Origin of the sequence: Prosthecobacter sp. (genome assembly GCF_044222565.1) — a bacterium.
Classification (GTDB): Bacteria; Verrucomicrobiota; Verrucomicrobiia; order Verrucomicrobiales; family Verrucomicrobiaceae; genus Prosthecobacter.
This window is the reverse complement of sequence record NZ_JBGANA010000002.1, coordinates 188,338-211,250: the sequence shown is the minus strand read 5'-3', so window position 1 is coordinate 211,250 and position 22,913 is coordinate 188,338. Positions and strand designations below refer to the sequence as shown.

The 22,913-nt window shown below is 61.9% G+C and carries 6 protein-coding genes (1 of these 6 running past the window's edge); 4 read left to right on the top strand and 2 right to left on the bottom strand.

Annotated features, from left to right (window positions below):
- Positions 1 to 53: 53 nt before the first annotated feature.
- The 4 genes from ACILSR_RS03050 to ACILSR_RS03035 all read left to right on the top strand — a co-directional run bounded on the left by ACILSR_RS03050 (position 54) and on the right by ACILSR_RS03035 (position 14,694).
- On the top strand, positions 54 to 4,754 hold the full coding sequence (locus ACILSR_RS03050) for a hypothetical protein (protein ID WP_395748251.1): 4,701 nt from the start codon (positions 54 to 56) through the stop codon (positions 4,752 to 4,754).
- Positions 4,755 to 4,849: 95 nt separating this feature from the next.
- Positions 4,850 to 8,713, top strand: a complete 3,864-nt coding sequence (locus tag ACILSR_RS03045; protein WP_395748250.1) for a S8 family serine peptidase — start codon at positions 4,850 to 4,852, stop codon at positions 8,711 to 8,713.
- A 615-nt stretch (positions 8,714 to 9,328) separates the two neighbouring features.
- Positions 9,329 to 10,162, top strand: a complete 834-nt coding sequence (locus tag ACILSR_RS03040; RefSeq protein WP_395748249.1) for a hypothetical protein — start codon at positions 9,329 to 9,331, stop codon at positions 10,160 to 10,162.
- A 284-nt stretch (positions 10,163 to 10,446) separates the two neighbouring features.
- Positions 10,447 to 14,694: a PAS domain S-box protein gene (locus ACILSR_RS03035; protein ID WP_395748248.1), complete on the top strand. Its 4,248-nt coding sequence runs from the start codon at positions 10,447 to 10,449 to the stop codon at positions 14,692 to 14,694.
- On the opposite strand, the gene ACILSR_RS03030 is transcribed toward ACILSR_RS03035, so the two are convergent.
- Positions 14,695 to 15,327: a L,D-transpeptidase gene (locus ACILSR_RS03030; protein WP_395748247.1), complete on the bottom strand. Its 633-nt coding sequence runs from the start codon at positions 15,325 to 15,327 to the stop codon at positions 14,695 to 14,697.
- Between the two features lie 330 nt (positions 15,328 to 15,657).
- Positions 15,658 to 22,913, bottom strand: the 3' end of a protein-coding gene (locus ACILSR_RS03025) for a putative Ig domain-containing protein (protein WP_395748246.1). The gene runs 24,625 nt beyond the window's last position; 7,256 of the gene's 31,881 nt are visible here — the last part of the coding sequence; its start codon lies beyond the right edge, outside the window — the gene reads right to left on this strand; it ends in the stop codon at positions 15,658 to 15,660.

Below are 22,913 nucleotides of genomic sequence, written 5' to 3'. Positions count from 1 at the left end.
CGGACAGCGAAAAGAAGCCCCCTGCTGAAGCGTTAAGTTTTAATCTTTTCCCCATGAATCTTGCCCTACGTCCCGCCACGCACGAAGCTTTGGAACGGTTTCGCCTGCGCCGTCAGCTGCTGCTGCAACTGCGCGCCGCGCTTTGTGGAGGAGTGATCGCGCTGGCGGCTTTCACTTTGATCGCGTTTCTGGACCGGGCGTGGTTCATGCCGGACGGGCTGAGGCCGTGGGTGACGCTGCTGGCCTATGGCGGTGCGGCGTATGCGGCATGGCGGGTGGCGTGGCGCTTCATCGCGCAGGGGAATGGCAAGGAAGGGGCGGCGAGGCTGATCGAGGCAGCGGAGCCGAAGCTGCGTGAGCGGATGCTGGCGGCGGTGGAGCTGGCGGACCCGAACGGGGGCGTGAATGTGAAGGATTCGGTGGAGTTTCGCGTGAAGCTGCAGGATGAAGTGGCTGCAGCGGTGGAAGGGATTGACTGGAATGAGAAGCTGCCGACGCGGACGCTGAAGCCGTGGTTCATGGCGGCGGGCGGGGTGTGCCTGGGGATCTTGGTGCTGTGCTTGATCCCGAATCTGCACCTGGGTGGATTTCTGGCGCGTGCGGCGCTGCCGTTTGCCAACCTGGAGCGGCCTGCGCTGGTGAAGATCAACATTTTGGAACCGGTGAAAGCGAACGATCTGGCGCCGATCGGCTCTGAGGTGCCGCTGGTGATCGAGACGGAAGGGCCGAAGTCTGAACGGGCGACGCTGGAGTTTCAAATGGAGGGCTCGAAGCCAAGGAAGAATGAACTTTCCGCGATGGGGACGAACCGGTTTGAAGGGGTGGTGCCAGTGGGGCAGACGGATGTGAAGTATCGCGTGCATGTGGCGGACGCGATCTCGCCGTGGCGTACGCTGAAGGCGCGGGCGAGGCCGCGGATCGTGGAGTTTACGAAGACGATTGTGCCGCCGGCGTATTCGGGATGGACGGAGAGCAAGGTGACGCAGGATCAGGGTGATCTGGAGGCGCTGGATGGATCGACGATCAAGCTGACGCTGAAGACGAACCAGCCGGTGTCACAGAGCGACTTTCTTTTGAATGCAGAACTGCCGGAAAAAAAGAAGCTGGCGACCAAAGTGACGCCGGAAGGGATGATCGAGGCGGCGGTGGATGTGAGTGCTGCGAACAGCTCGTGGCAGATCGCGCTGAAGTCTGAGGAGACCGGATTTACGAATGAGGAGAGCGCGCCGTGGCGGATCACGACGATTCCTGATCTGCCGCCGACGGCGCAGATCCATGAGCCGCAGGAGCAGATTGAGCTGCTGCCGGATGAGGCGGTGCGGCTGAGCGGACTGGCGACGGATGATGTGGGGCTGGCGAGTGTGAAGCTGATGCACGCGATCAACGGAGCGGGCTGGAAGGAGCAGGAGGTGCCGAGCGCGAAGGCGGCGAAGGAAGCGCCGATGCAGACGCTGCTGCCGCTGGCACCGCTGGGGGTGAAGACAGGCGATGCGCTCTTGATCAAGATGGTGGCAGTCGATCTGAAGGGGCAGAAAGCGGAGAGTCCGCCGGTACGGGTGATCATCCTGGAGCAGACGGTGGATCCGGAGCAGCGTGCGTGGGCGGAAAGCCAGCGCCGGCTGGCGATGAAGGCGGAGCGGCTGGAGGAGCAGACGCGGGAGCTGCGCAAGGAGCTGGAACAGGTGCGGAAGACGGAAAAGAGTGCACGCAAAGAGAGAGACCCGAACAAGGCGAAGGATGCGGCGGAAAACGCTCTGGCGAGCGCGCAGGAAAAATTTGAGCAGGTGAAGGCGCAGTCCGAGGACCTGTGGAATGCGCTGAAGGACGCGGCCCGCGATGCACCGAACCAGCTGGATGCGGCGGAGGCACAGATGGTGGGCAAGAAGCTGGCGCAGCTGCGGCGCGAGCAGCTCCCGGAACTGGAGAAGCTGAATGCGGATGAGATTCCAAATACGGAGCCGCTGAAGCGCGCGGCGAACGAGGCGGCAGGCGAGGCGGCGCAGATCGCGGATGCGCTGCGCGCGTTTGCGGCGGAGGACAGCGCGAAGATCGCGGCGAAGGAGGCGCAGCAGCTGCAGCGGCAGTCGAAGATGCTGACGGACACCTCACTGCAGGCGAACCGTGACGCGGAGCAGAGGCCGAAATGGCAGGAGCAGCAGCGGGCGCTGATGTCGCAGTCGAAGACGCTGCAAAAGGACCTGCAGAAGCTGGATGAAACGCAGAAGGGGCGGAACCGCGGGCAGCTGCAGGAGCTTGACAAACGCCTGAACGAAACCGGTGGTGATCTGGCAATGAGCCTGGACAAGCCTGACCAGACAAAGAGCCCGGAGCATCTGTATGGCGCGTCTGACAACATGCGCAGCCGACTGCAGCAGGCGGCGGACGTGACGCGGAACATCGCGGAGCAAACAGCGAACGAAGCGCAGCAGCGGCGTGAAGCCATGAACCGCCAGGACAACCCGGCGCTGGCGAAGCTGGAGGAGGCGCGGAATCATCTCGCGAATGCGGAGAACGCGGCGCGTGATCCGCGGCACAACAAGAAGGATCATGATGACCTGACGCCGGTGGAGAAGGCGCAGAAGCAGCTGACAGAAGCGGCGAAGCAGCTGCAGGATCAGGCGGAGCTGCGCGAGCAGAACCAGGCGACGAACACACAGGCGGCACTGGACATGAACCGTGAGAGCCGTGCGGTGGATGAACTGGCGCGGCAGACGGCGGAAGCGGCGAAGATTCCCCTGCCCTCCCCTGAAGAGGCGGACAAGGCACGGCGCAGCAATGCACCGCCGTCCGAGGCAGCGAAGGCGCTGGCAAATCTGAAGGAGCAGGCCGGGCAGCTGGCGCAGGCCGCGCGTGCCTTGGAAGCCGATGCGCTGGCGCAGGATGCAGCGGAGGCGCTGGAAGAGGCGCAGGCGGAGGGCATGGAGCCGCAGAACCAGCAGGATGTGACGGAGACGGCGGCGCAGGCGAAAGCGGCGGCCGAGGCGCTGCAGCAGCTGCCGGAGAAGATCAACCGCGCGCGTCTTGCCGATGCGATGCAGAAGACTGATCCGCAGGCGGCGAACAATCTGCGCGCGGCGGCGCAGCAGGCGAGCGACATGGCGAGAAATGCGGCGGAACAGAACAAGAATCTGGCGCGTGAAGCCGCGCAGCAGCAAGCCGGACAGCAACTGAACAACCAGCCGGCTCAACAGGCGACGGCGGAGGCGCAGAAGAAGGCGAACGAACTCGCTGCCCAGCTGCAGCCGCAGGTGGAGGCCGCGCGCGCGCAGCTGGCAGAGATGACGCCGGAGGTGAGCGAGATGATGAAGCGGGTGGCGGAAGATCTAAAGAAGACGCAGGAGGAGACGCAGGTGGCGGCGGATGAGGCGAAGGCTGAGAAGCCGGTGGAGGAAGTGGCTGCCAAGGCGCAGGAGCTGCGCCCTGAAGCGGCGGAGAATGCGGAGAAGATGGCGGCGCTGCAGGCGGCGCTGCGCCAGGAGGCGAATGCGTCCGACCTTTCCAAGAAGAAAGATGAGCAACTGGCCCGCGCGGCGGATGTGGCGCTGGCGCAGATGCAGCAGAAGACGCCGCAAATCGCGCAGAATTTGAAGCAGGCGGCGCAGGCGCAGCAGAGCAAGCCGCAGGAGCAGGCGCTGCAGGCGGCGGCGAATGCGCAGAAGCAGACGGCGCAGGCGCTGGAGCAGCTGGCGCAGAACATGAAGAAGGTGGAGGACGGACAGCAGCTGACCGATGCGGAGCAGGCTGCGATGCAGCAGATGGAGCAGGAACTGGGCGTACAGAAGCCGCTGGATGAGGCGTATGACCGCGCGAAGGAACTCGCGGAGATGGCAAAGGACGCGGCGCAGAATCCGCAGGCAGTGCTGGATGCTTTGGAAAAAGAGCTGCCGAAGAATCCTTCCATGCAGAAGGCTCTGGCTGAGACGGCCAAGAACACTGCACAGAAGGCGGAGCAGGCGGTGAACAAGGAAACGCAGCAGGCGGTGCAGAACGGCATGGCGCAGAAGCAGGCGGCGAATGATCTGGCGCGCGTGTCGCGCCATCAGCAGCGGCTTGGAGACAAGGATGCGGCGCAGCAGGTGGCGCAGGCCAGCAATCAGCTGCAGCAGGCGGGACAGCAGGCGGAAGCGCAGCAGGCCAATCCGGTGCCGAATCCGCAGGCGGCGCAGCAGAGCCAGAGCAATGCCGCGAAGGCCGCGAAAGCGGCGGAAGGCACGAACAGCAAGACTTCACCGCCGATGCTGGCGTCTCCGATGGAGAGGATCCAGGGCGAAATGCTGGCCCAGGCGCTGGATCAGCTGGATGCCCAGCTGCACCCGATGCAGGGCGGTCAGCAGCCGTCTGAAAACGGACAGCAACAGCAGGCGCAGGGCGGGCAGCAACAGCAGCAGCAAGGCGGCCAGCAGAAGGCGCAGCAAAGCCTGAGCGATGCGCAGCAGGCGCAGCAGCAGAGCATGGCTGATGCACGCAACAAGGGCCAGGCCCCGGGCCAGAAACCTTCCCAGCAGCAGGCGCAAAATCAGAAGCCGCAGGGACAGAACACGCAGTCTCCCAGCGCCGAAGGGGGCAACCAGGCGATGATCCTGCAGGACGGCGTGCTGGGACAGGCGACGGTGCTGGTCAACGGTGACTGGGGCCACCTGCCGCAGAAGATGGCGGATGATCTGACGGAAGCGACGCGGAGTGAGGCGGCGCCAGAATATCGCGCGGCGATCGAGAGCTATTACAAGGCGATTGCGGCGAAAGCGAAGAGGTGATTCATCGCGCTGTTCATGCGAAAGCCTGGGGAGTGATGCCCTTCCAGGAAAAAATTCGGGTTGCCTAGGAGAGTCATGCCGTGCCTTAATCAGACATGAGAACTCTTCTGATCGTTACCGCGATTTTTTCAATCGGGTATTTTGCCATGGCGCAAAGTGCGGGCGGTAACGAGGGGTTGAAAACGAGCTATGTGATCAGCGTGGGTGGAACTGTGCGGCAGATGACGCTGGTGGCGGATGAGATTGCGGTGAGAGAGGCGGATGGGAAGCGGACGATTTCCAAAGCCGGGGGCGCGGATGTCGCAGCGGCGGCGAAGGATGCGCGTGTGCGGTCGGGTGGAGTGGCGAAGGTGGAGCTGATGCTAACGCATACCACAGGAGGTGCGAAAGCGAGGACAACACGGCATTTTGTAACGCAGGAGGTGATGGTGAAACTGAAGGCGGGTGCGACTGCCAAAGGCGTGGCGCAGAACGCGGGTGTGCGAGTGAGCAGCGAGCCGGGACATGCACCTGGCTATGCGATCATGGATGCCGGGACTTCCGAGGGTGCACTGGTGGCGATGGAGGCGCTGCGGGCACTGCCTGAGGTGGAGAGCGCGAACGTGGTGCTGGCTACGCAGAAGGAGGCGAAGTTTACACCGAATGATCCGCTGTTTTCAGAGCAGTGGCATTTGAAAAACAGCGGACAGCTGGGAGGCGCGCTGTGGGTGGACACGAACATCACGAGCGTGTGGGACACGTACAAAGGCACGGGCATCACCATCGGCATCATCGATGGCGGGCTGGAGTACACGCATCCGGACATCGCGCCGAATTACAACACGGATCTCGATTTCGACTACAATGGGAATGACTCCGATCCTGCGCCCGCGGATGTGACGACGGAAAAGCATGCGACCGCATGCGCCGGAGTGGCGGGGGCGAAGGGGAACAACGGACTGGGCGGGTCTGGCGCGGCACCGGAAGCGACGCTGACGGGATTCCGCCTGATCGCAGCAGCGAACACGGACCAGGATGAAGCGAATGCGTTTCTGACGCGCAACGACGTGATCCAGGTGAAGAGCAATTCCTGGGGATGGCCTGATGGCGATGGCTATGGCGGACCGGATGTGCTGGCGACGGCGGCTTTGCAAACGGGGGCGACGAGCGGGCGCGGCGGCAAAGGGACGATCTATGTCTTCGCCGGAGGGAACGGCCTCGTCTATGGCGACAACTCGAATTACGACGGCTATGCGGGCTCTCCGTATGTGATCGCGGTAGGTGCGGTGAATGATTTTGGGTTTCAAAGCTACTACTCGGAGCCGGGGGCGAACCTCATCATTTCCGCGCCTTCCAGCGGAGGACTGCACAATGCGGGAATCCGCACGACGGACATCACGGGAGAAGGAGGGTACAACACCACGGCGACGGGGACGAATGATCTGGCGGACCGCAACTACACGAAGACTTTTGGCGGCACCTCCAGCGCGTGCCCGCTGGTTTCTGGCATTGTCTCGCTGATGCTGCAGGCGAATCCGAACCTGGGATGGCGGGACGTGCAGGAAATCCTGATCCGTACGGCGCGAAAAAATCACCGCACCGATACGGATTGGGCGACGAATCAGGCGGGCTTGTCCTTCAACCACAAGTATGGCGCGGGGATCATCGATGCAGCGGCGGCGGTAGCGCTGGCGCAGCAGTGGACGAACCTGCCGGCAATGACAACGCAGCAGGTGGCGCAGACGGGCCTCAATGTGGCGCTCACGGACAATTCGACGACGGGAGGCTCGACGCAGAGCTTCAATATTTCGGCGGCCAATTTTCGCGTGGAGCATGTGACGGTGGCGGTGGGGGCAACGCATGCATGCCGGGGTGATATCGAAGTCACGCTCACCTCCCCTTCCGGGATGGTGAGCAAGCTCGCGCAGGCGAATGATGACACCACGGCGAATCTGGCATGGACGTACAGCACGGTGCGGCACTGGGGTGAAACAGGCGCGGGCACATGGACGGTGACGGTGAACGACCGCGTGGCCACGAACACGGGCGCGCTGAACAGCGTGACGCTTACTTTGTATGGGGCGACAAACACCAGTGCCCGCATCGCGGGAACAGGCGCCACATTGACCGCCGAGGGGAACACGCCGACGAACTCGGTGGCGGATCCGGGCGAGGCGGTGACGTTCAGCGTGGGACTCAAAAACATCGGCGCGGCGGCGACGAGCAATCTCACAGCGACGCTGCTGGCGACCGGTGCTGTGAGCAACCCTTCGGCGGCACAGAATTACGGCGCGCTGAGCTCCGGCGGCGCCGCGGTGACGCGCTCTTTTTCCTTCACGCCTTCGGGAGGCTGCGGCATGTCGGTGCCTCTGCTGCTGAAGCTGCAGGATGGAGCGACAGACCTGGGCTACGTGAGTGTGAACGTGCCGCTGGGCACGAGTGCGACGGCAAACTTCGCCGCGTCCGGAAGCATCATCATTCGAGACAAAACCACGGCCCTCCCCTCCCCGTCTCCGGTGACGGTGTCCGGCCTCGTGGGGCGGGTGCAGACGGTGACGGCGGCGTTCACTTCTTTCACGCACAGCTATGTGAATGATGTGGGAGCACTGCTGCACGGGCCGGATGCGCTGGAGTTGAAGCTGTTCAGCGGTGGCATCACCAACCGGGCGACGGCGCTGGACCTGACCTTCACTGACAATGCGGATGTGCCCTTCCCCTATCTGGGCACAAGCATGACGGCGGGTGCGTACAAGCCGTATTACCTTTACACCAGCACTCAACGGCCGTTCACCGGCGACACCGCAACGGAGATGGGCTACACGCTGGGCGAGTTCAGCGGCCTGCAGGGCAATGGCACGTGGAACCTGTATGTGCAGGATTTTGCCACGGGAGACACGGGCACCCTCGGTGGATGGAGTCTGAACATTACCACGGTCACGTGCACGGACAATGTGATGCTGACACAGAGCGCCACCAGCGGAGCGGAGGGGGCGGGCAGCATCGCGGTGAGTGTGACGCGCACCGGTGGGAAAGAAGGCAGCGCCACGGTGAACTATGCCACGAGCAATGGCACCGCGACTGCCGGCAGTGACTACACGGCGACGAGCGGCACGCTGACTTTTGCGGTGGGCGAACTGGTGAAAACGTTCTCCATTCCGATCACAAACGACTCATCGCTGGAATCGAACGAAACCATCGTGGTCACGCTCTCCTCAGCGGGTGGGAACACGACGCTGGGGACACTGGCCAGCGGAAGCGTGACGATTCAGGACGATGATGCACCGACACCGGTGGCGATTTCTCCAGTCACGCAGACGGTGACGGAGGCTGCAACGCAGGTGACCTTTACGGTGAGCCGGAGCACGGCGGGCAATGCGGGAACGGTGAACTATGCCACGGCCTACGGCACTGCTGCTGCGGCGGATTTTACAGCGGCATCGGGCACGCTGACTTTTGCCGCCAGCGACTTGAGCAAGACCTTCACCGTGGACGTGCTGGATGATGCCGTGGTGGAAGCGGCGGAGACGTTCACGGTGACCATCAGTGCGCCGACGGGAGGGCTCTCGCTGGGCACACCTGTGGTATCGACGATCACGATTGTGGATGGCGATGCGGACGGGGACGGGATGCTGGATGACTATGAGACGAGCGTGGGGCTGAATCCGGCGGTGAATGATGCGACGCTGGATCTGGATGGGGATGGTGTGAGCAACTACAATGAGTTTGTGCTTGGGACGGCGCCGAATTCTGGCAGCGGCAAATATCCTGTTACGGTTGCGGGTGCGGGAGGCAATGTTGGGATTACGTTTCCGACACTGACGGGGCGGACGTACAAGGTGGAGAGGAGTGACAATGCGGCGGCGCCATGGATGACGGTGCAACAGGGCATCGCGGGGACCGGAACGAACCAGACGGCGACGGACACAGGCGGAGCGGCGCAGCCGAGGAGGTTTTACCGGGTGACGGTGACGCTGCCGTGAGGAATGAGATGGTGCGCTGGGCAGATGATCATGGAGAACCTTCTTGAGCCCGCGCAGTCGGCTGGCACGATCGGGGGTTCGGTGAGGCTTGGGGCGTGAGAGGACGCCGATTGCGCGGCGGAAGGGCGAGGAAGGCGCGGCTTGCCAAGAGGACGCTGGGTTTGCCTCCCAGAGGGATTTCTCTGGTACCAGGGTGGCCTCGCCAAGGCTCGGCAACCCTTCGCTGAGATGCGGAAGGCCGTTCGCCTTCGAGACGACGGAGTCATACCACCGACTGTTGAAAACGAGTCTGGACAGAAGCACGAGCAGAGAGAGATGGGCACCGCAAGTGACGCGCGCCCGGAACCGGCAAGATGCCGGCGCTCCCAGCAGTGAAGCGTGCTTCCGGCCCCCGGCGTCACAGCGCCTCATACTCTTTTCGACTCAATTGACTCATGTCCGGTGGGGGCTCCATCCGGTGTCATACATTTTGAGGCAACGTTCCGCCAGAGCCTCACTCGTTCACGCTCCCCCGGAGTGTTTTTTTAGGCAACTCGCCCACCAGTGGAACGCGTTCAAAGTTGCTGACAAAGCGAGGGATTTGTGAAGAATTGAGAAGATCAACCCAAAGCAGTCATGGCAGCAGAACTTCAGACACGCAGAGGCCGGACTTTTTTCTGGATCGGGCTCGGTGTGTTTCCGGTTTTCTGGGTGTGGTGGATGAATGCGCGGCAGTTTACGAGCGAGCAGATGAGGGCGGCGCGGGTGTGGACGGGGCTCTATGTGGTGGCGGTGGTGGTGGCGTGGTGGATGGTTCCGGAGTTTCGCATGAGGGTGAATCATCTGCCGTGGAACTATTCGTTCATCGCCTATGAGGTCGGCGTGTGGCTGTGGATCTGGTTGCTGTTTCGGATCGTCAAACTGCCGGCAAACGTGATGGGGTTCGTGATCTGGCTGGACATCATCAGCATGTTTTTCCATTCGTTCAGACCGGTTCTGAACCTGCTGCCGCAGCATCCTCTGGCGCTGCTGTGGATTTTAATTCCTGCCACGGTTCATCTTTTGGTAGAGCCGGTGCGGCTATATGAAGCGCGATTGAAGAGCCATCTGCCGTGGTACTCGATGAACGGGGACCTGAGCACGCAGGAGCATGAACGGGTGGCTTGCGCGGAGGCCATGCAGATAGCGGAGGGCTATTGGTCCCGCGCCGAAGAAAGGCATGAGTCCGAGCGCGAGGCGATGGCTGCCAACACTTTTGGCTTTGGATGGGAGGGACAGTTCATCGAGTTTAACATCAAGGCCCCGGACCGGATCTCGTGCACCGTGGCAACGATGCGTCCCTATGTGCCGTGGTTTCTCAGACGGTGGATGGGCAAGAAAATCCGGGAGGAAGAACTGCCGGGCCGTGACATGATGATGGCGAAGATTGAGAAATTCTTCAGAAGCGTCGCAGCCGAGAGAAGGAGATGATGCCGAGACTCTTTGTGAAGCGTGGGGTGAGCCAAACACTGCAATCCTCAATGAGCGGGACTCGAGTTTATCGAGCGCAAGAACAGATTTTGCGGCGGATAAAAATGAATGATTATTCAACACCTGTCGCAAAAACGCATTCCACTGGCCGAAGATACCAGGCAGAGGCACGCAATTTCCAGACAACGTTTTGAACGATCTTAAAAAAATAATGAATGAAGGGTGTCATGCCCTCCAGTCACATATCGTCTTGAAAAAGATTGCGATGTCGGACCTAATGAGTGGTGCGGAAACAATATAAAATTCAGGCGGGATTTGCCGCCGCCCTGCTCTCTCTTCTGGTCATTGGAATTTCGGCCTGGTGGAGCGTGGAACATAATGCGCAGTTGAACGGACTGGTGGATCATACGCGAGAGGTGATCGACAATCTCGACAGCGTGCTGGTGGATGTGCTGAACATTGAGACGGGAAACCGGGGGTATGCGATCTCGGGTGATGAGAACTTTCTGCTGCCGTATGAAGAAGGGAAAGAAGCGCTGAAGAAGCCGCTTGCCGAGCTGAGGAGGTTGACACGGGACAACGCCGGACAGCAGAAACGGCTGGCCGTACTGGAGCCTGCAATCCACAACAAGATCGCGGTGGCGGGGCGCGCGGTGGATCTGCGCCGAAGCGGAGACACAGGCGCCGCGCTGCAATACATCGGCGAGGGTCACGGGAAAAAGGCCATGGACGATATCCGGCAGCTGGTCGGCACCATGAAGATGGAGGAGGGCCGGCTGCTAAAGGAGCGTACGGCCAGGGCGGAGGAGCTTTCCCGCATAACAATGACGCTGGTGGTGTTTGGCAGCGCGCTGTCCCTGATGCTGACGGGCGTGGGCGGAATGCTGGTGCGGAGGAACTTCAAAAAGCGGGAGGAGGCGGAGGTGGAGCGGGATCTTTTCTTCACGCTGCCATTGGACATGCTGTGTGTCTCGAGTGCGGACGGTTACTTCAAACACCTGAACCCGGCATTTAGCCAGACACTGGGATGGAGCACGGAGGAACTGCTGCGGACACCGTACATTGACCTGGTGCATCCGGATGACAAGGCGGCGACGCTGCGGGAGGTGGAGAGGCAGGTGGTGGCGGGAGAGAAAGTGCTGCACTTTGAAAACCGCTATCAGCATAAAAACGGCTCGTGGCGCATTTTGTCTTGGAGATCCATGCCGCACACCGGGGGCCTGATGTTTGCCACGGCGCGCGACGTGACTGAGCAAAGGAACGCAGCCGAGGCCCTGCGCGCCCGCGAGGAAAAACTGGCGGTGACGCTGAACTCCATTGGTGATGCGGTGCTGGCCACGGATGCGCAGAGGCGCATCACGCGGCTGAACCCGATCGCGGAAAGGCTGACAGGCTGGACGCTGGCGGAGGCGATGGGGCGGCCGGTGGAGGATGTGTTCCGCATCATCAATGAGGTGACGCGGGAACCGGCGGTGATTCCGGTGGATGATGTGCTGGCCACGGGTGAGGTCCACGGGCTGGCAAACCACACGGTGATCATCGCCCGGGATGGCACGGAGCGGCCGATCGCTGACAGCGCGGCACCGATTCGAGATCTTGCGGGCGCGATCATCGGTGTGGTGCTGGTGTTTCGGGATGTGACAGCCGAGTACGAGGCGCAGCGCGCGCTGAGAGCCAGCGAAGCACTGAACCGGGCGGTGCTGAATTCGATGATGGCAAACATCGCCGTGGTGGACCGCGAAGGGACGATCATCGCAGTCAATGACGGATGGGAAAGCTTTGCGCGGGGGAATGGACCGGACGCGCTGATGCACCCGGTGGGCTTGGGGGCCAACTACCTGGAAGTCTGCAAGAATACAGCGCGGGAACTGGGAGGAGAAGCGGAGGACATCGCGGAGGGAATCCGGAGCGTGCTAAACCGGTCCCAACCCACGTACAAACACGAGTACCCATGCCACTCGCCGGAGGAATACCGCTGGTTTACGATGCAGGTGTCCGCACTTTCGCGGGAGGAAGGCGGGGCGGTGATCGCGCAGATCAACATCACGGCGCGCAAGCGGGCGGAACAGTTGCTGGCGGACTTCAAGGCGGCGCTGGACGAGCATGCGATCGTGGCGGTGACCGATTCCAGCGGAATCATCACGTATGTGAACGACAAATTTTGCGCGATCTCAAAATACACGCGCGAAGAGCTGCTGGGGAAGGATCACGGGATCATCAATTCGCAGCACCATCCGAAAGATTTCATCAGCGAGCTGTGGCAGACGATCAAGAGCGGTCAGGTGTGGCAAGGAGAGATCAAAAACCGCGCCAAGGACGGGACGGTTTACTGGGTGGATACGACGATCGTGCCGTTTCTCGGCGCGGACGGAAAGCCGGCGCAATACATCGCCATCCGGGCGGACATCACCAAGCGCAAGCAGGCGGAGGAGGAGATCCGGCTGTTTAATACGGAGCTCGAGAAGCTGGTGATCCAACGCACGAGCGCACTGCAGGAGCGGGAGGCGCAGCTGAAAGAGGCGCAGCGAATCGGGCAGATGGGAAGCTGGCACCTGGATGTGGGAGAGAACCGCCTGAAATGGTCCGACGAGATTTTCCGCATCTTTGAAAAGGATCCGCTGAAGACGCAGCCATCGATCGAGGTATTCCGTGCCACCGTTCACCCGGATGATCGCGAGCGCGTGGTGCAGACCTACGCCGAGGCCGTGCGCAACCGCAGAACGTATGAGATCGAGCACCGGCTGCTGATGCCGGACGGACGCATCAAGCATGTGAGGGAGCGAGCCGAGACGATGTATGACGAAGCGGGGCGGCCGCTGCACTCTCTGGGCACGGTGCAGGATGTGAGCGAGCGCTGGCTGGCGGAAGAACGGGATGCCGCACGATTGCGCAAGCTGAAGAAGCTTTCAGAGCTGAGCATGAAGCTCTCGGGCGAACCTGGCGCGGTGTTTGAAGAGGTGGTGAGCATGGTGGCGGAACTGTTTGGAGTTCCCACGGTGTGCCTGGCTGAAAAGTCAGGAAATCAGCTGCAGTTCAGAGCGGTGATCACGGACGGCAAGATCCTGCGTGACGCCGGAAGATGCGCGCTGGCCGACACGCCCTGCGAGGTGGTGGACGCTACCAAGGACCTGCAGATTTTTGACCGAGTGCAGGAGAGGTTTCCCGAGTCCGAACTGCTGCGCCTGTACGAGGCGGACGCGTATTGCGGAGTGCCTTCTTTGGATGCCCGCGGAGAGGTGGCGGCGATCACCTGCCTGCTGGCCCATGGTCCAAGAGAGTACAGCGTGGAAGATCAGGAGATCCTGCGGATCATCGCGCAGCGCGTTATTTTGGAGCTGGAGCGCAGCCGCATCCTGACCGAGCGAAAGAACATGGAGCGGCTGGCGCTGCGCTCGCAGCGGATGGAGGCCATCGGAACGCTCTCCGGCGGCGTGGCGCACGATTTGAACAATGCGCTGGCACCGATCCTGATGGGAGTGGAGCTGCTGAGGACTCGCTGCCCGCAAGAGGCCAAGATTCTGGATTTGTTTGAAACCAGCGCCAAACGCGGTGCAGACATGGTGAGGCAGCTGCTGACGTTTGCGAAGGGAGCCGACGGCCAGCACAGCGTGCTGCAGGTGGAGCGGCTGCTGCGGGAGATGGAGAAGCTGATGCTCAGCAGTTTCCCAAAGAACATCCAGATCAGCGTGAGCTGCGCGCCGGATCTGCCCGCGGTTCGGGGAGACGCCACGCAGCTGCACCAGGTGCTGCTGAACCTGTGTGTGAACGCCCGGGACGCGATGCCCACGGGCGGCACGCTCACGCTGGAGGCGACCACCACCGAGGTGGACGAGGCATTTGCCAGCGCCGTGACCGAAGCAAAACCGGGGCGCTATGTGGCGCTCCGTGTGCAGGACACGGGCACGGGAATACCGCAGGAGATCCAGGAAAGGATCTTTGACCCGTTTTTCACGACGAAGAGTCCGGACAAAGGAACGGGTCTTGGACTTGCGACAGTGATCGGCATTGTGAAGAGCCATGACGGATTTTTGCAGGTGACCTCCAGGCCTGGCGAGGGCTCGACCTTCACCGTATGCCTTCCAGCCCGTGTGGTAGAAGGTGGTATGCCGCATGCTCCGGCCGAGGCGGCGGTGCGGCCAGGCAACGGAGAGACCATCCTGCTGGTGGATGACGAAGCAGCGGTGCGTGAAATGGCGTGCGTGGTGCTGGAACGGCTGAACTTCAAGCCAGTGACCGCGGCGGACGGTGCGGAGGGGCTGCAACTGGCCATGCGACACCAGGCGGAGCTGCGGGCGGTGATCACCGATCTGCACATGCCGCACATGGACGGACTGGCCTTTGTGCGGGTGCTGAGGCTGCTGCTGCCGAAGGTGCCAGTGGTGGTGGCCAGCGGACGCATGGAGGACCCGCAGGCAATGGAGATGGAGGCACTGGGAGTGACGCAAAGGCTGGACAAACCATTTACCGAAGGACAGCTGGCGAAAGTGCTGCAGGAACTGCTGCTTGCGGCAAGTGAGGAGACGAAAGTGTGATCAGGGAACGACTTCGACGGGGGTGCCTACCTTGACTTCGCTGTAGAATTTTTCGGCCATGCCGGCGGGCAGGCGGATGCAGCCGTGGGAGGCGGCGTAACCGGGGAGATAACCCTGGTGCATGCCGACGCCGCCGTAGATGCGCATGAAGTAGTACATCTTTGCGCCTTCAAAACGCGTGCCGGGGGGCCTGCGGTCGATGCGGTTGTCGATGTTTTGCATGATGACGTTGCCCGAGAAGTCCTCGTAGTCGCCGTAAATGGAGGATTTGTGATCGATGTCCTTGTCGATGACGTGGTATTTGCCGGGGCGAGTGTCGTAGCCTTCGGCACCGGAGGAGATGGGAGAGCCGCCGGCAAGCTGGCCGCCTTTGAAGAGATAAACCATCTGTTCGCCGAGATTGATGACGACGCTGGGCCGGCCTGTCATTTCATCGGCATACCAGAAAGAGCCATCGCCGCCACGAAACATGCCGGAGACGCCATTCCAAACAAAGCGGGAGGCGCGCGGGATTTCCTTGGTCACAAAGCGGCTGCCGAAACGAAAGGCGTTGTTGCCCGTGTTTTTGACGGTGTTGCAGCTGACGAGGCTGAACGCGAGCGCGATGAAGAGGAGCAGGCGGTGAGACGTCATGCGCTGCATGTAGAGTTTAAAGTTTCAGGTTTAAAGTGCAAAGTTGTTCCGGAATACGCTGAGCGGGCGGGTTTGGAGTGTGGAATGTTTTTTTGAGGCGGGTGCCTGAGAGGTGCGGGGATTTATTTTGGGGGACAGGGACGTCCTGCGGATCGAGAACCGGTCGGGCTGCTGCGAAGCCGCGACGCGCCCCCCGAACTACGTTCGCGGAACCGGACGGGCCAAAGCCGGCATGACAAAAGGGAGAGCCGGAGTGGGCAAGCGGATTCGAATGCGATGAGGCGCACACGAGGCGGCGACGTGGCAGCGAGCTTTGACTGGTCCCCTGCCCTATGGTTTCACCAAGAAAAAGGCGCGGAAGGAGTCGAGCAACGGAGTGGTGGTGACGTCGAGGGAGGTGGTTTCGTCGATCCAGCGGGACTGTGAATCGAGGAGGTAGTTCTGGTAGGCGGCGGTGGCGGGGTCGGCATCGCCGCTCCAGAGGCGGATGCGTGAGCCAGAGGTGAAAGGCTGCGAGCCGGGGGTCTGCGGCGTGGCGAGGCCGGTGCCGAGGAGGGAGGTGCCGGAAGTCTGCGGCAGGGCGAGTGCGGTGGTGCGGACTTCACCGACGAAGGTGAGGGTGGCAGGGGTGCTGCGGATCTGCACGAGCATGCCTGCCTGCGGAGGAATGATATGCGAGGCATCGCTTGCGAAGGCGGTGTCGGCATCGCGGACCCACTGCGCGGCACCGGAGTTGGTGCGCAGCCAGTCGATCTGGAACTGGCTGGTGGAGCTGTCGAAGAACATGATGCGGTCCGCGGTATCCGACGAAGCGGCGGCTTGCAGGCTGGAGACAGGGACGAGGGTGGCGAGCGTCCAGTGCGGACGGATGCGGACGTGAGCGCTGGCGAGTGCGGCGCCTGGGGCGGTGGTGAGCGTGATGGTTGCGGCGGTTGAGGAAGTGGTATCGAAATCGAAGGTGCGGCCGCGGAGAGCGCCATCGGTGACTTCGAGGTAGTAGCTGACGCCATTCTGCAACTGGGTGCGGATATCTCCGCTAGTGAGATTGAGCGAGACGGTGCGGTCTGCGATGGAGCTGACCTGACCTGCAAAGATGGCGGACTGGAGCAGAGGCATGGAGAGGGACTGACGGCCCACTGGGAAGATCTTGCGGGCCCAGCCCTGAGCGGCGGTGGTGGCGGTGGCTTCAGGGGTGCCGTCGAGATCGGAATCCAGCACGACTTTGATGCGGAGGAAGCCGCTGGAAGCGCCGGTGAAGGTGGAGTCAACGCCGGCGTAGCGCAGGGTTTGCGTCAGGTCCGCATTGGAAGTGGTGGCTGGAGTGATGGCCAGGGTGGTCCAGGTGGTGAGATCGCTGCTGCCTTCGAGGTAGAAGCGCACATCCGCAGGGCTGCCGCTGGCGCGAGTGAGGACGGCATCGACAGCGCCGGTGACGGCATTGCTGACGAGGGCGAAGCGGGAGGCGCCGAGGCCGCTGCCACCGGGTGTGCCGAGGGCGTATTCGAGGAGATTGGTCATGCCATCGCCATCCGGATCGTCATTGGGGCTGTTGAGTCCGGAGAGGGAGTTTGCAGTCTGCCAGGCGGTGAAGGTGGCGGGGGCGGAAGAGGTGGTGGCGGGGTTGAGAGCGAGATTGCGCTTCTCTTCGATGGCGAGCGGACTGCCGACGAGCGCCTGGAAGCCGAAGTCGATGGTCATGATGCCGGAGTCGTCCGAGAAATCATCCATGAAGGACTGGAAGCCATTCTCACCAGAGCTGGCGGTGAGGGAGCTGTTCACCGGCATGGTGCCGTAGGCGAGATTGATGAGGCCGGAGGAGATGCCGGTGGCGGAAGGCGAGGACGCATCTGCGCCATTTTCGTCCGAGTGATCGTCCTTGCCGGTGTCCGCAGTGCTGGTGAGCTGGACATTGCCAGTGCCAGGAGCGGAGGTCATGCCTTCGAGCGCACCGCCCGCAGCGAAGTTTGAGGCTGGGATGTGCACGTAGTAGGCGGCAGGAGAGGTGGCGGCGAGCATGTAGGTGCCGTCCGCGGCAGTGACGGCGGTGGACACAGGTGTGTCGGTGACGGCCTGGGCCTGCTGGAAGAGCTTGACGGTGACGTCTGGCACCGGCTGGTCGATGCCGGACTCATAGGTGCCGTTTGAGTTGACGTCTTTGAAGACGAGATTGCCAACCATGAGTTTCTTCGGCTTGAGGCCGAGGTCGATGGTGAGGTCGATGCTGGCATCGTCCGCGTTGTCGCTGGTCCGGTCGAAGCCAGTTTCGCGGCCGTCGCTGTCGGTCGGCAAGGTGCCTGCGACGAGAGAGAAGGCGCTGGTGACGACGCCTGTGGTGGAGGGGTCCGCAGCAGGCTGGGCGTTCTGGTTCGCATTGTCGTCGCTGCCGGTGTTGAGGAGGGTGCTTGGAACAAGGAAGCTGAGCACGCTCGTTGCAGAGAACTGGGAGGCAGGGATGCGCACCTTGTAAGTCTGGGGAGAAATGGCAGGCGGGCCGTAGAGGATGTATTCACCATTGGTGTCGGTGGTAGTGGAGCCGATGGTGATGTCCGGAGCGGTGGAGCTGGCATTGTAGATGAGCTCGACGGTGACACCCGCGAGTCCGGTGTCCACGCCGGCCTGGAACTTGCCATCGGCGTCAGCATCACGGAAGACGAGGTTGCCGACACCGAGGCGGGAGGCGAAACCGAAGTCGATGGTGAGGTCGGAGTTGCTGTCATTGGTGTCGTCCGAAGTGCCCTGGAAGCCGTCCTCGGCAGCGCCGGTGGGGCAGGCATTGAGCGTGAGGGTGACGGGCCTGGCGGTGATGCCGACCTGCTCCGGGTTCTGAGCGTCGATGCCGTCTTCACCGATGTTGTCATCGCCGACATTCACCTGATTGCCACGCAGAGAGATCTTCTGATACAACGGACCCGGACCGACGGGGCCGCCATTGATGCTGACGGAGGGTTTGAAGTTGTTGGCGGCGACGTGGACGGTGTAGGTGCCTGGGTTGAGATTGCCGAAGTAGTAGCGGCCATTGGCGTCCGTCATGGTGCTGCGGATGAAGCTGCTGGAGCCAGCGGTGCCGGTGCCGGAGTAGAGGAGCATCCAGACGCCGGAGACGCCTTCGCCGGAGTCTGCCACGCCATTGTTGTTGGCATCCAGGAAGACGAGATTGCCGATGCCGACGAGGTTGGTCACCACGCCGCCGGTAAAGCCCATGTCGATGGAGAGGTCCACGTCCGCGTCATTGTAGGCGTCCTGCGAAGTGAGGTAACCGCTCTCGCCGGTGGTGGAGAGAGGCTCGGTGCCGTAGGCCAGGGAGAAGGAGATGGAATTGACACCGGTGGTGATGGGGGAGGCGGCGTCGAGACCGTTTTCATCCACATCATCGTCCTTGCCATCGTCACCGCCGAAACCAATCATGCAGGAGGTGCCGCTGAGAGGAGCGCCGGTGGCGAACTCGGAGGCGGGGATGCTGATGAAATACTGGCCTTCGACGTAGGTGTTGAGAAGGAAGGTGCCATCAAGGCTGGTGGTGGTCTCTGCAACCGGGGTGGCGGTGGCAGGATTGTCGCCAACCTTGAAGAGGCGCACTTTGACGCCGGCAACACCGATGTCCTGAGCGTCATAATGGCCGTTCGAATTGGCATCGCGGAAAACGAGATTGCCCACGGCGAGAGGTTTCGGAGCAAAGCCAAGATCGATGGTGAGATTGACACTGGCGTCCTCAAAGTCGTCGGACTCGGAGTAGTAGCCGGTTTCGTCGGTGGCGGCGGTCGGAGCCTGGTCTGGCAGAACGGTGAAGAGAGGAGTGCGTGCGCCGTCCACGAGCACGGAGGTGTTGGTGTAGCCGTCCTGCGCGGCATCGTCATCGCCTGCGGTGGTGGAAACCGTGGCGCCTGAGAGAGATCTCGAAGGCACAAGATTTTCGAGCGCCGCGCCGTCCTGGAAATTGGAGGCAGGGACGCGGACGTAGTAGGTGCCGGGAGCGACGCTAAAGCTGTAGAGACCGCCGCCGAAAGTCGTGGTGGTGGTGACCGGAGCCGTGGCGTTCGCCACATTGGACCACAGTTCGACGGTGACTCCATCGACGCCGGTTTCAGTGTCAGGATCGAAGATGCCGTTGTTGTTGGCATCGCCGAAGATGACATTGCCGATGCCGATGTGCGGAACAAAACCGAGGTCGATGGTGAGATTGGTGGCGGCATCGTCGATGTCGTCGCTGGAGCCGAGATAGCCGCTTTCCTGACTGCCGGTGGGCGCATTGGTGGGGCTGAGCTCGATCACCGCGGTCTGGATGCCGTTGAAGTTCGGACTGCCATCGTCAATGCCATCTTCACCGATGTTGTCATCTCCTGCCTGAGTGCCGAAGACGCTGGAGTAACCGTAGAGCGGCGAGCCGAAGTCGAACTGCCATGCAGGGACACGAACGAAGTAGCGGCCCGGGGTGATGTCAGAGAAGAGATAGGAACCGTCCGAGCCGCTGGTGGTGGTGGCCACAGGTGCATCGAAGGGAATGAATGCGCCTTCGGCATAAAGCTCCAGAGCGACGCCGGCCACCCCTTCCCCGGCATCCGCACGGCCGTTGTAGTTGGCATCCTTGAAGACGAGATTGCCAAGGCTGACAGAACGGAAGAAGCCGAAGTCGATGGTGAGGTCGGAGTTTTCATCCTTGGCATCGTCAATGAAGGCGTCATAGCCAAACTCACCGAGGGAGTCGGTAGGCTCATCTCCCGGAGAGAGATGGAACGGTGCGGAGGCGATGCCGGTGGAGGCGGGGGTGTCGACATCGATGCCGTTTTCGTCGAGGTTGTCATCGAGACCGTTGTCACCGCCGTCTCCCGGGAGGGAGCGCCAGCCGGAGAGGGGCTTGCCAGCGGCAAATTCGGTGGCCGGAATGAAGATGCGGTAGTCGCCTTCGACGAGATTGCTGAAGAGGTAGGAGCCACCATTGGAGGTGGTGAGAGTGGAGAGAGGCGGAGCGGTGAGAGGATCGACCGAAGCATCGAAAAGCTGCACCTTCACACCGTCAATGCCTTCGCCGGAATCGAAGGTGCCGTTGCCATTGAGGTCCACGAAGACGAGGTTGCCGACGCCGACGGCATTCGGGTTGGTGGGGGCGAATGCGAAGTCGATGGTGAGATCGAAGTTGTTGTCGTCGAAGGAGTCGAGGTCCTTGCTCATGCCGGTTTCACCATTGGCATCGGTAGGCTCGGCATCGACGGCGAGGGTGAAGACGGAGCTGCTGATGCCATTGAGGAAGGGCGCAGAATCATCAATGCCGTTTTCGTTGCCGGGGAGATTGTCGTCCTGCACGCTGGTGATGCTGCTGACGCCGGTGACGGAGGTCAGACCGCTGAGCGGATGCCCAGGCTCAAACTGCGAGTAAGGAATGTGGACGGAGTAGCTGCCCGCAGGCAGAGAATTGAAGAAGTAGGAGCCGCCATTGCTGGTGATGGTGGTGAAGAGCGGAACGCCGAAGCCGGGGGTCTGATCGCCACGGAAGAGCTCCACGGTGACGCCGTCCACGCCTTCGCCCACGTCGGCGAAGCCGTTTTGATTGGTGTCGATGTAAACGAGGTTGCCCACGCCGACCGGGGTCTGGAAGCCGAAGTCGATGGTGAGGTCGATGGCGGCGTCGTCCTGATTGTCGGAGGTGCCTTCGAAGCCGGTTTCACCGCTGTCATCGGTGGGTGCATTGCCGGGGTAGAGGCTGATGACGAGGGAGGAGACGCCGTTGAGTGTTGGATCGCCATCATTGACGCCGTCCTCGCCGACGTCGTCGTCGCCTGAAAGACCTTCGAGGATGCTGATGCGCTGATAGAGAGGACCGCCCGACTTGAACTGGGAGGACGGGATGTGGACGAGGTAGTTGCCGGGGCGAAGGAAATTGAAGCCGTAGCGGCCGGCGGCATCGGAGGTCTGGATGGCGAGAGGATTGTCCACCTCAGGGAACTGGGTGTCCGTGTACAATTCGAGTCTGACACCGGAGATGCCTTCGCCGACGTCGTAGTGGCCGTTGGAGTTGTTGTCGGCAAAGACCATGTTGCCAAGAGCAACGGGGCGGAAGAGGCCGATGTCCTGGGTGAGGTCCACTTCGACGTCATTGAGATCGGTGGAAGAGTCAAAGCCGGTCTCGGTACCAGAGTCGGTGGGGGCGGCCTCACGCACGAGATTGATGGTGCCGGTGCGCACGCCGGTAATCCACGGCGTGTCCGTAGGCAGGGCGTCCTGGCCCACATTGTCGTCCCCGGCGGTGATAACGGGAAGGCTGAAAAGGCCGCGGAGATTGCCGGTGGACTCAAACTGATAGGCGGGGAGATAGAGGAAGTACTGTCCCTGCCAGAGATTGCTGAAGAGGAAGAGGCCGCCATTGGCCGTGACCGCGGAAGCCACCGGCTGCGTGACGCCGGGCGTGTCTCCCACACGGTAGAGCTCGATGGCCACGTCATCCCTGCCCTCGCCGACATCGAAGCGGTTGTTGCCGTTGTCATCGACGAAGACAAGATTGCCGATGCCCATGATGCCGGGTTCGACGAAGCCGAAGTCCACGGTCATGTCGCCACTGGCGTCCACGGTGTAGTCATCGAGTTCGCCGCCGCGGCCAGACTCGGCGCCGCTGTTACCATTACCCGTTGGTTCGGTTCCTGGAGTGAGGGTGATGAGGGGACTCTTGACGACGGTCTTGGGACCGCCGGGCTGGCGGCCGTTGTCGTCTCCGTCGATCTGGTCATCGAGATTGGAAGAGATGGGGCTGCTGTAGCCGCTGCCGGCGAGAGGCAGGCCATCAACGAAGTTTGACTCAGGAATCTGGAGCTGATAGACGCCCGGGGCCTGACCGGAGAAGTAGTAGAGCCCATTGCTGTCTGTGTAGGTCCAGCCGACGAGGAATTCAGCGCCATCGGCGGAGTTGCCATTCAGATCCTGCCAGAGTTCGACGCGGACACCGGGAATGCCGATTTCAGCAGCATCCTGAATGCCATTGGCATTGTCATCATTCCAGACGATGGAACCGATGGAGACGGAATCTGGCAGCGGCGCGAACGGACGGCCGATGGCGAGGTCACGGGGGCCGGACCAGATTTCGAAGTTGGGGCCAGGAGGCCGCGGGATGGGGACTTCAAAGATTCTGACGGTGCCATTGGGAGCCGTGGTGACGTCCACGCTGAGGAGGGAGCCGGTGATGTAGCTGCTGGCGTTGATGGGCTTGTCCCAGTGATAGCCGGCGATGTAGAGACGATTGTCGGCAGGGTTAAACTCGACATCGCGGGTGTCCACCAGGCCTTTGCCAGCACTGGAGATGGTGCCGACGAGCTGGGGCAGGCCCGGAGCGGACGGCGTGGCGATGTTGACGCTGAAGACTTCGCCATCGGTGCGGTTGACGCCGTAGAGGACATTGCCTTCGATATCGATGCCGGAAATCAAGGCGATGGACTGTCCCCCCGGGACCATGGAGATGAGCTGGGTGTCCGTAACGATGGTGTTGAGCAGAGCACCGGTGGTGGTGCTGTAGCGGCGCACTTCGCGCGTGTCATTGGTCTGGACCACGAGATAGAGATTGCCGTCCGGACCGAAGTTCATGTCCTCCACGCCCGCCTGGGAAA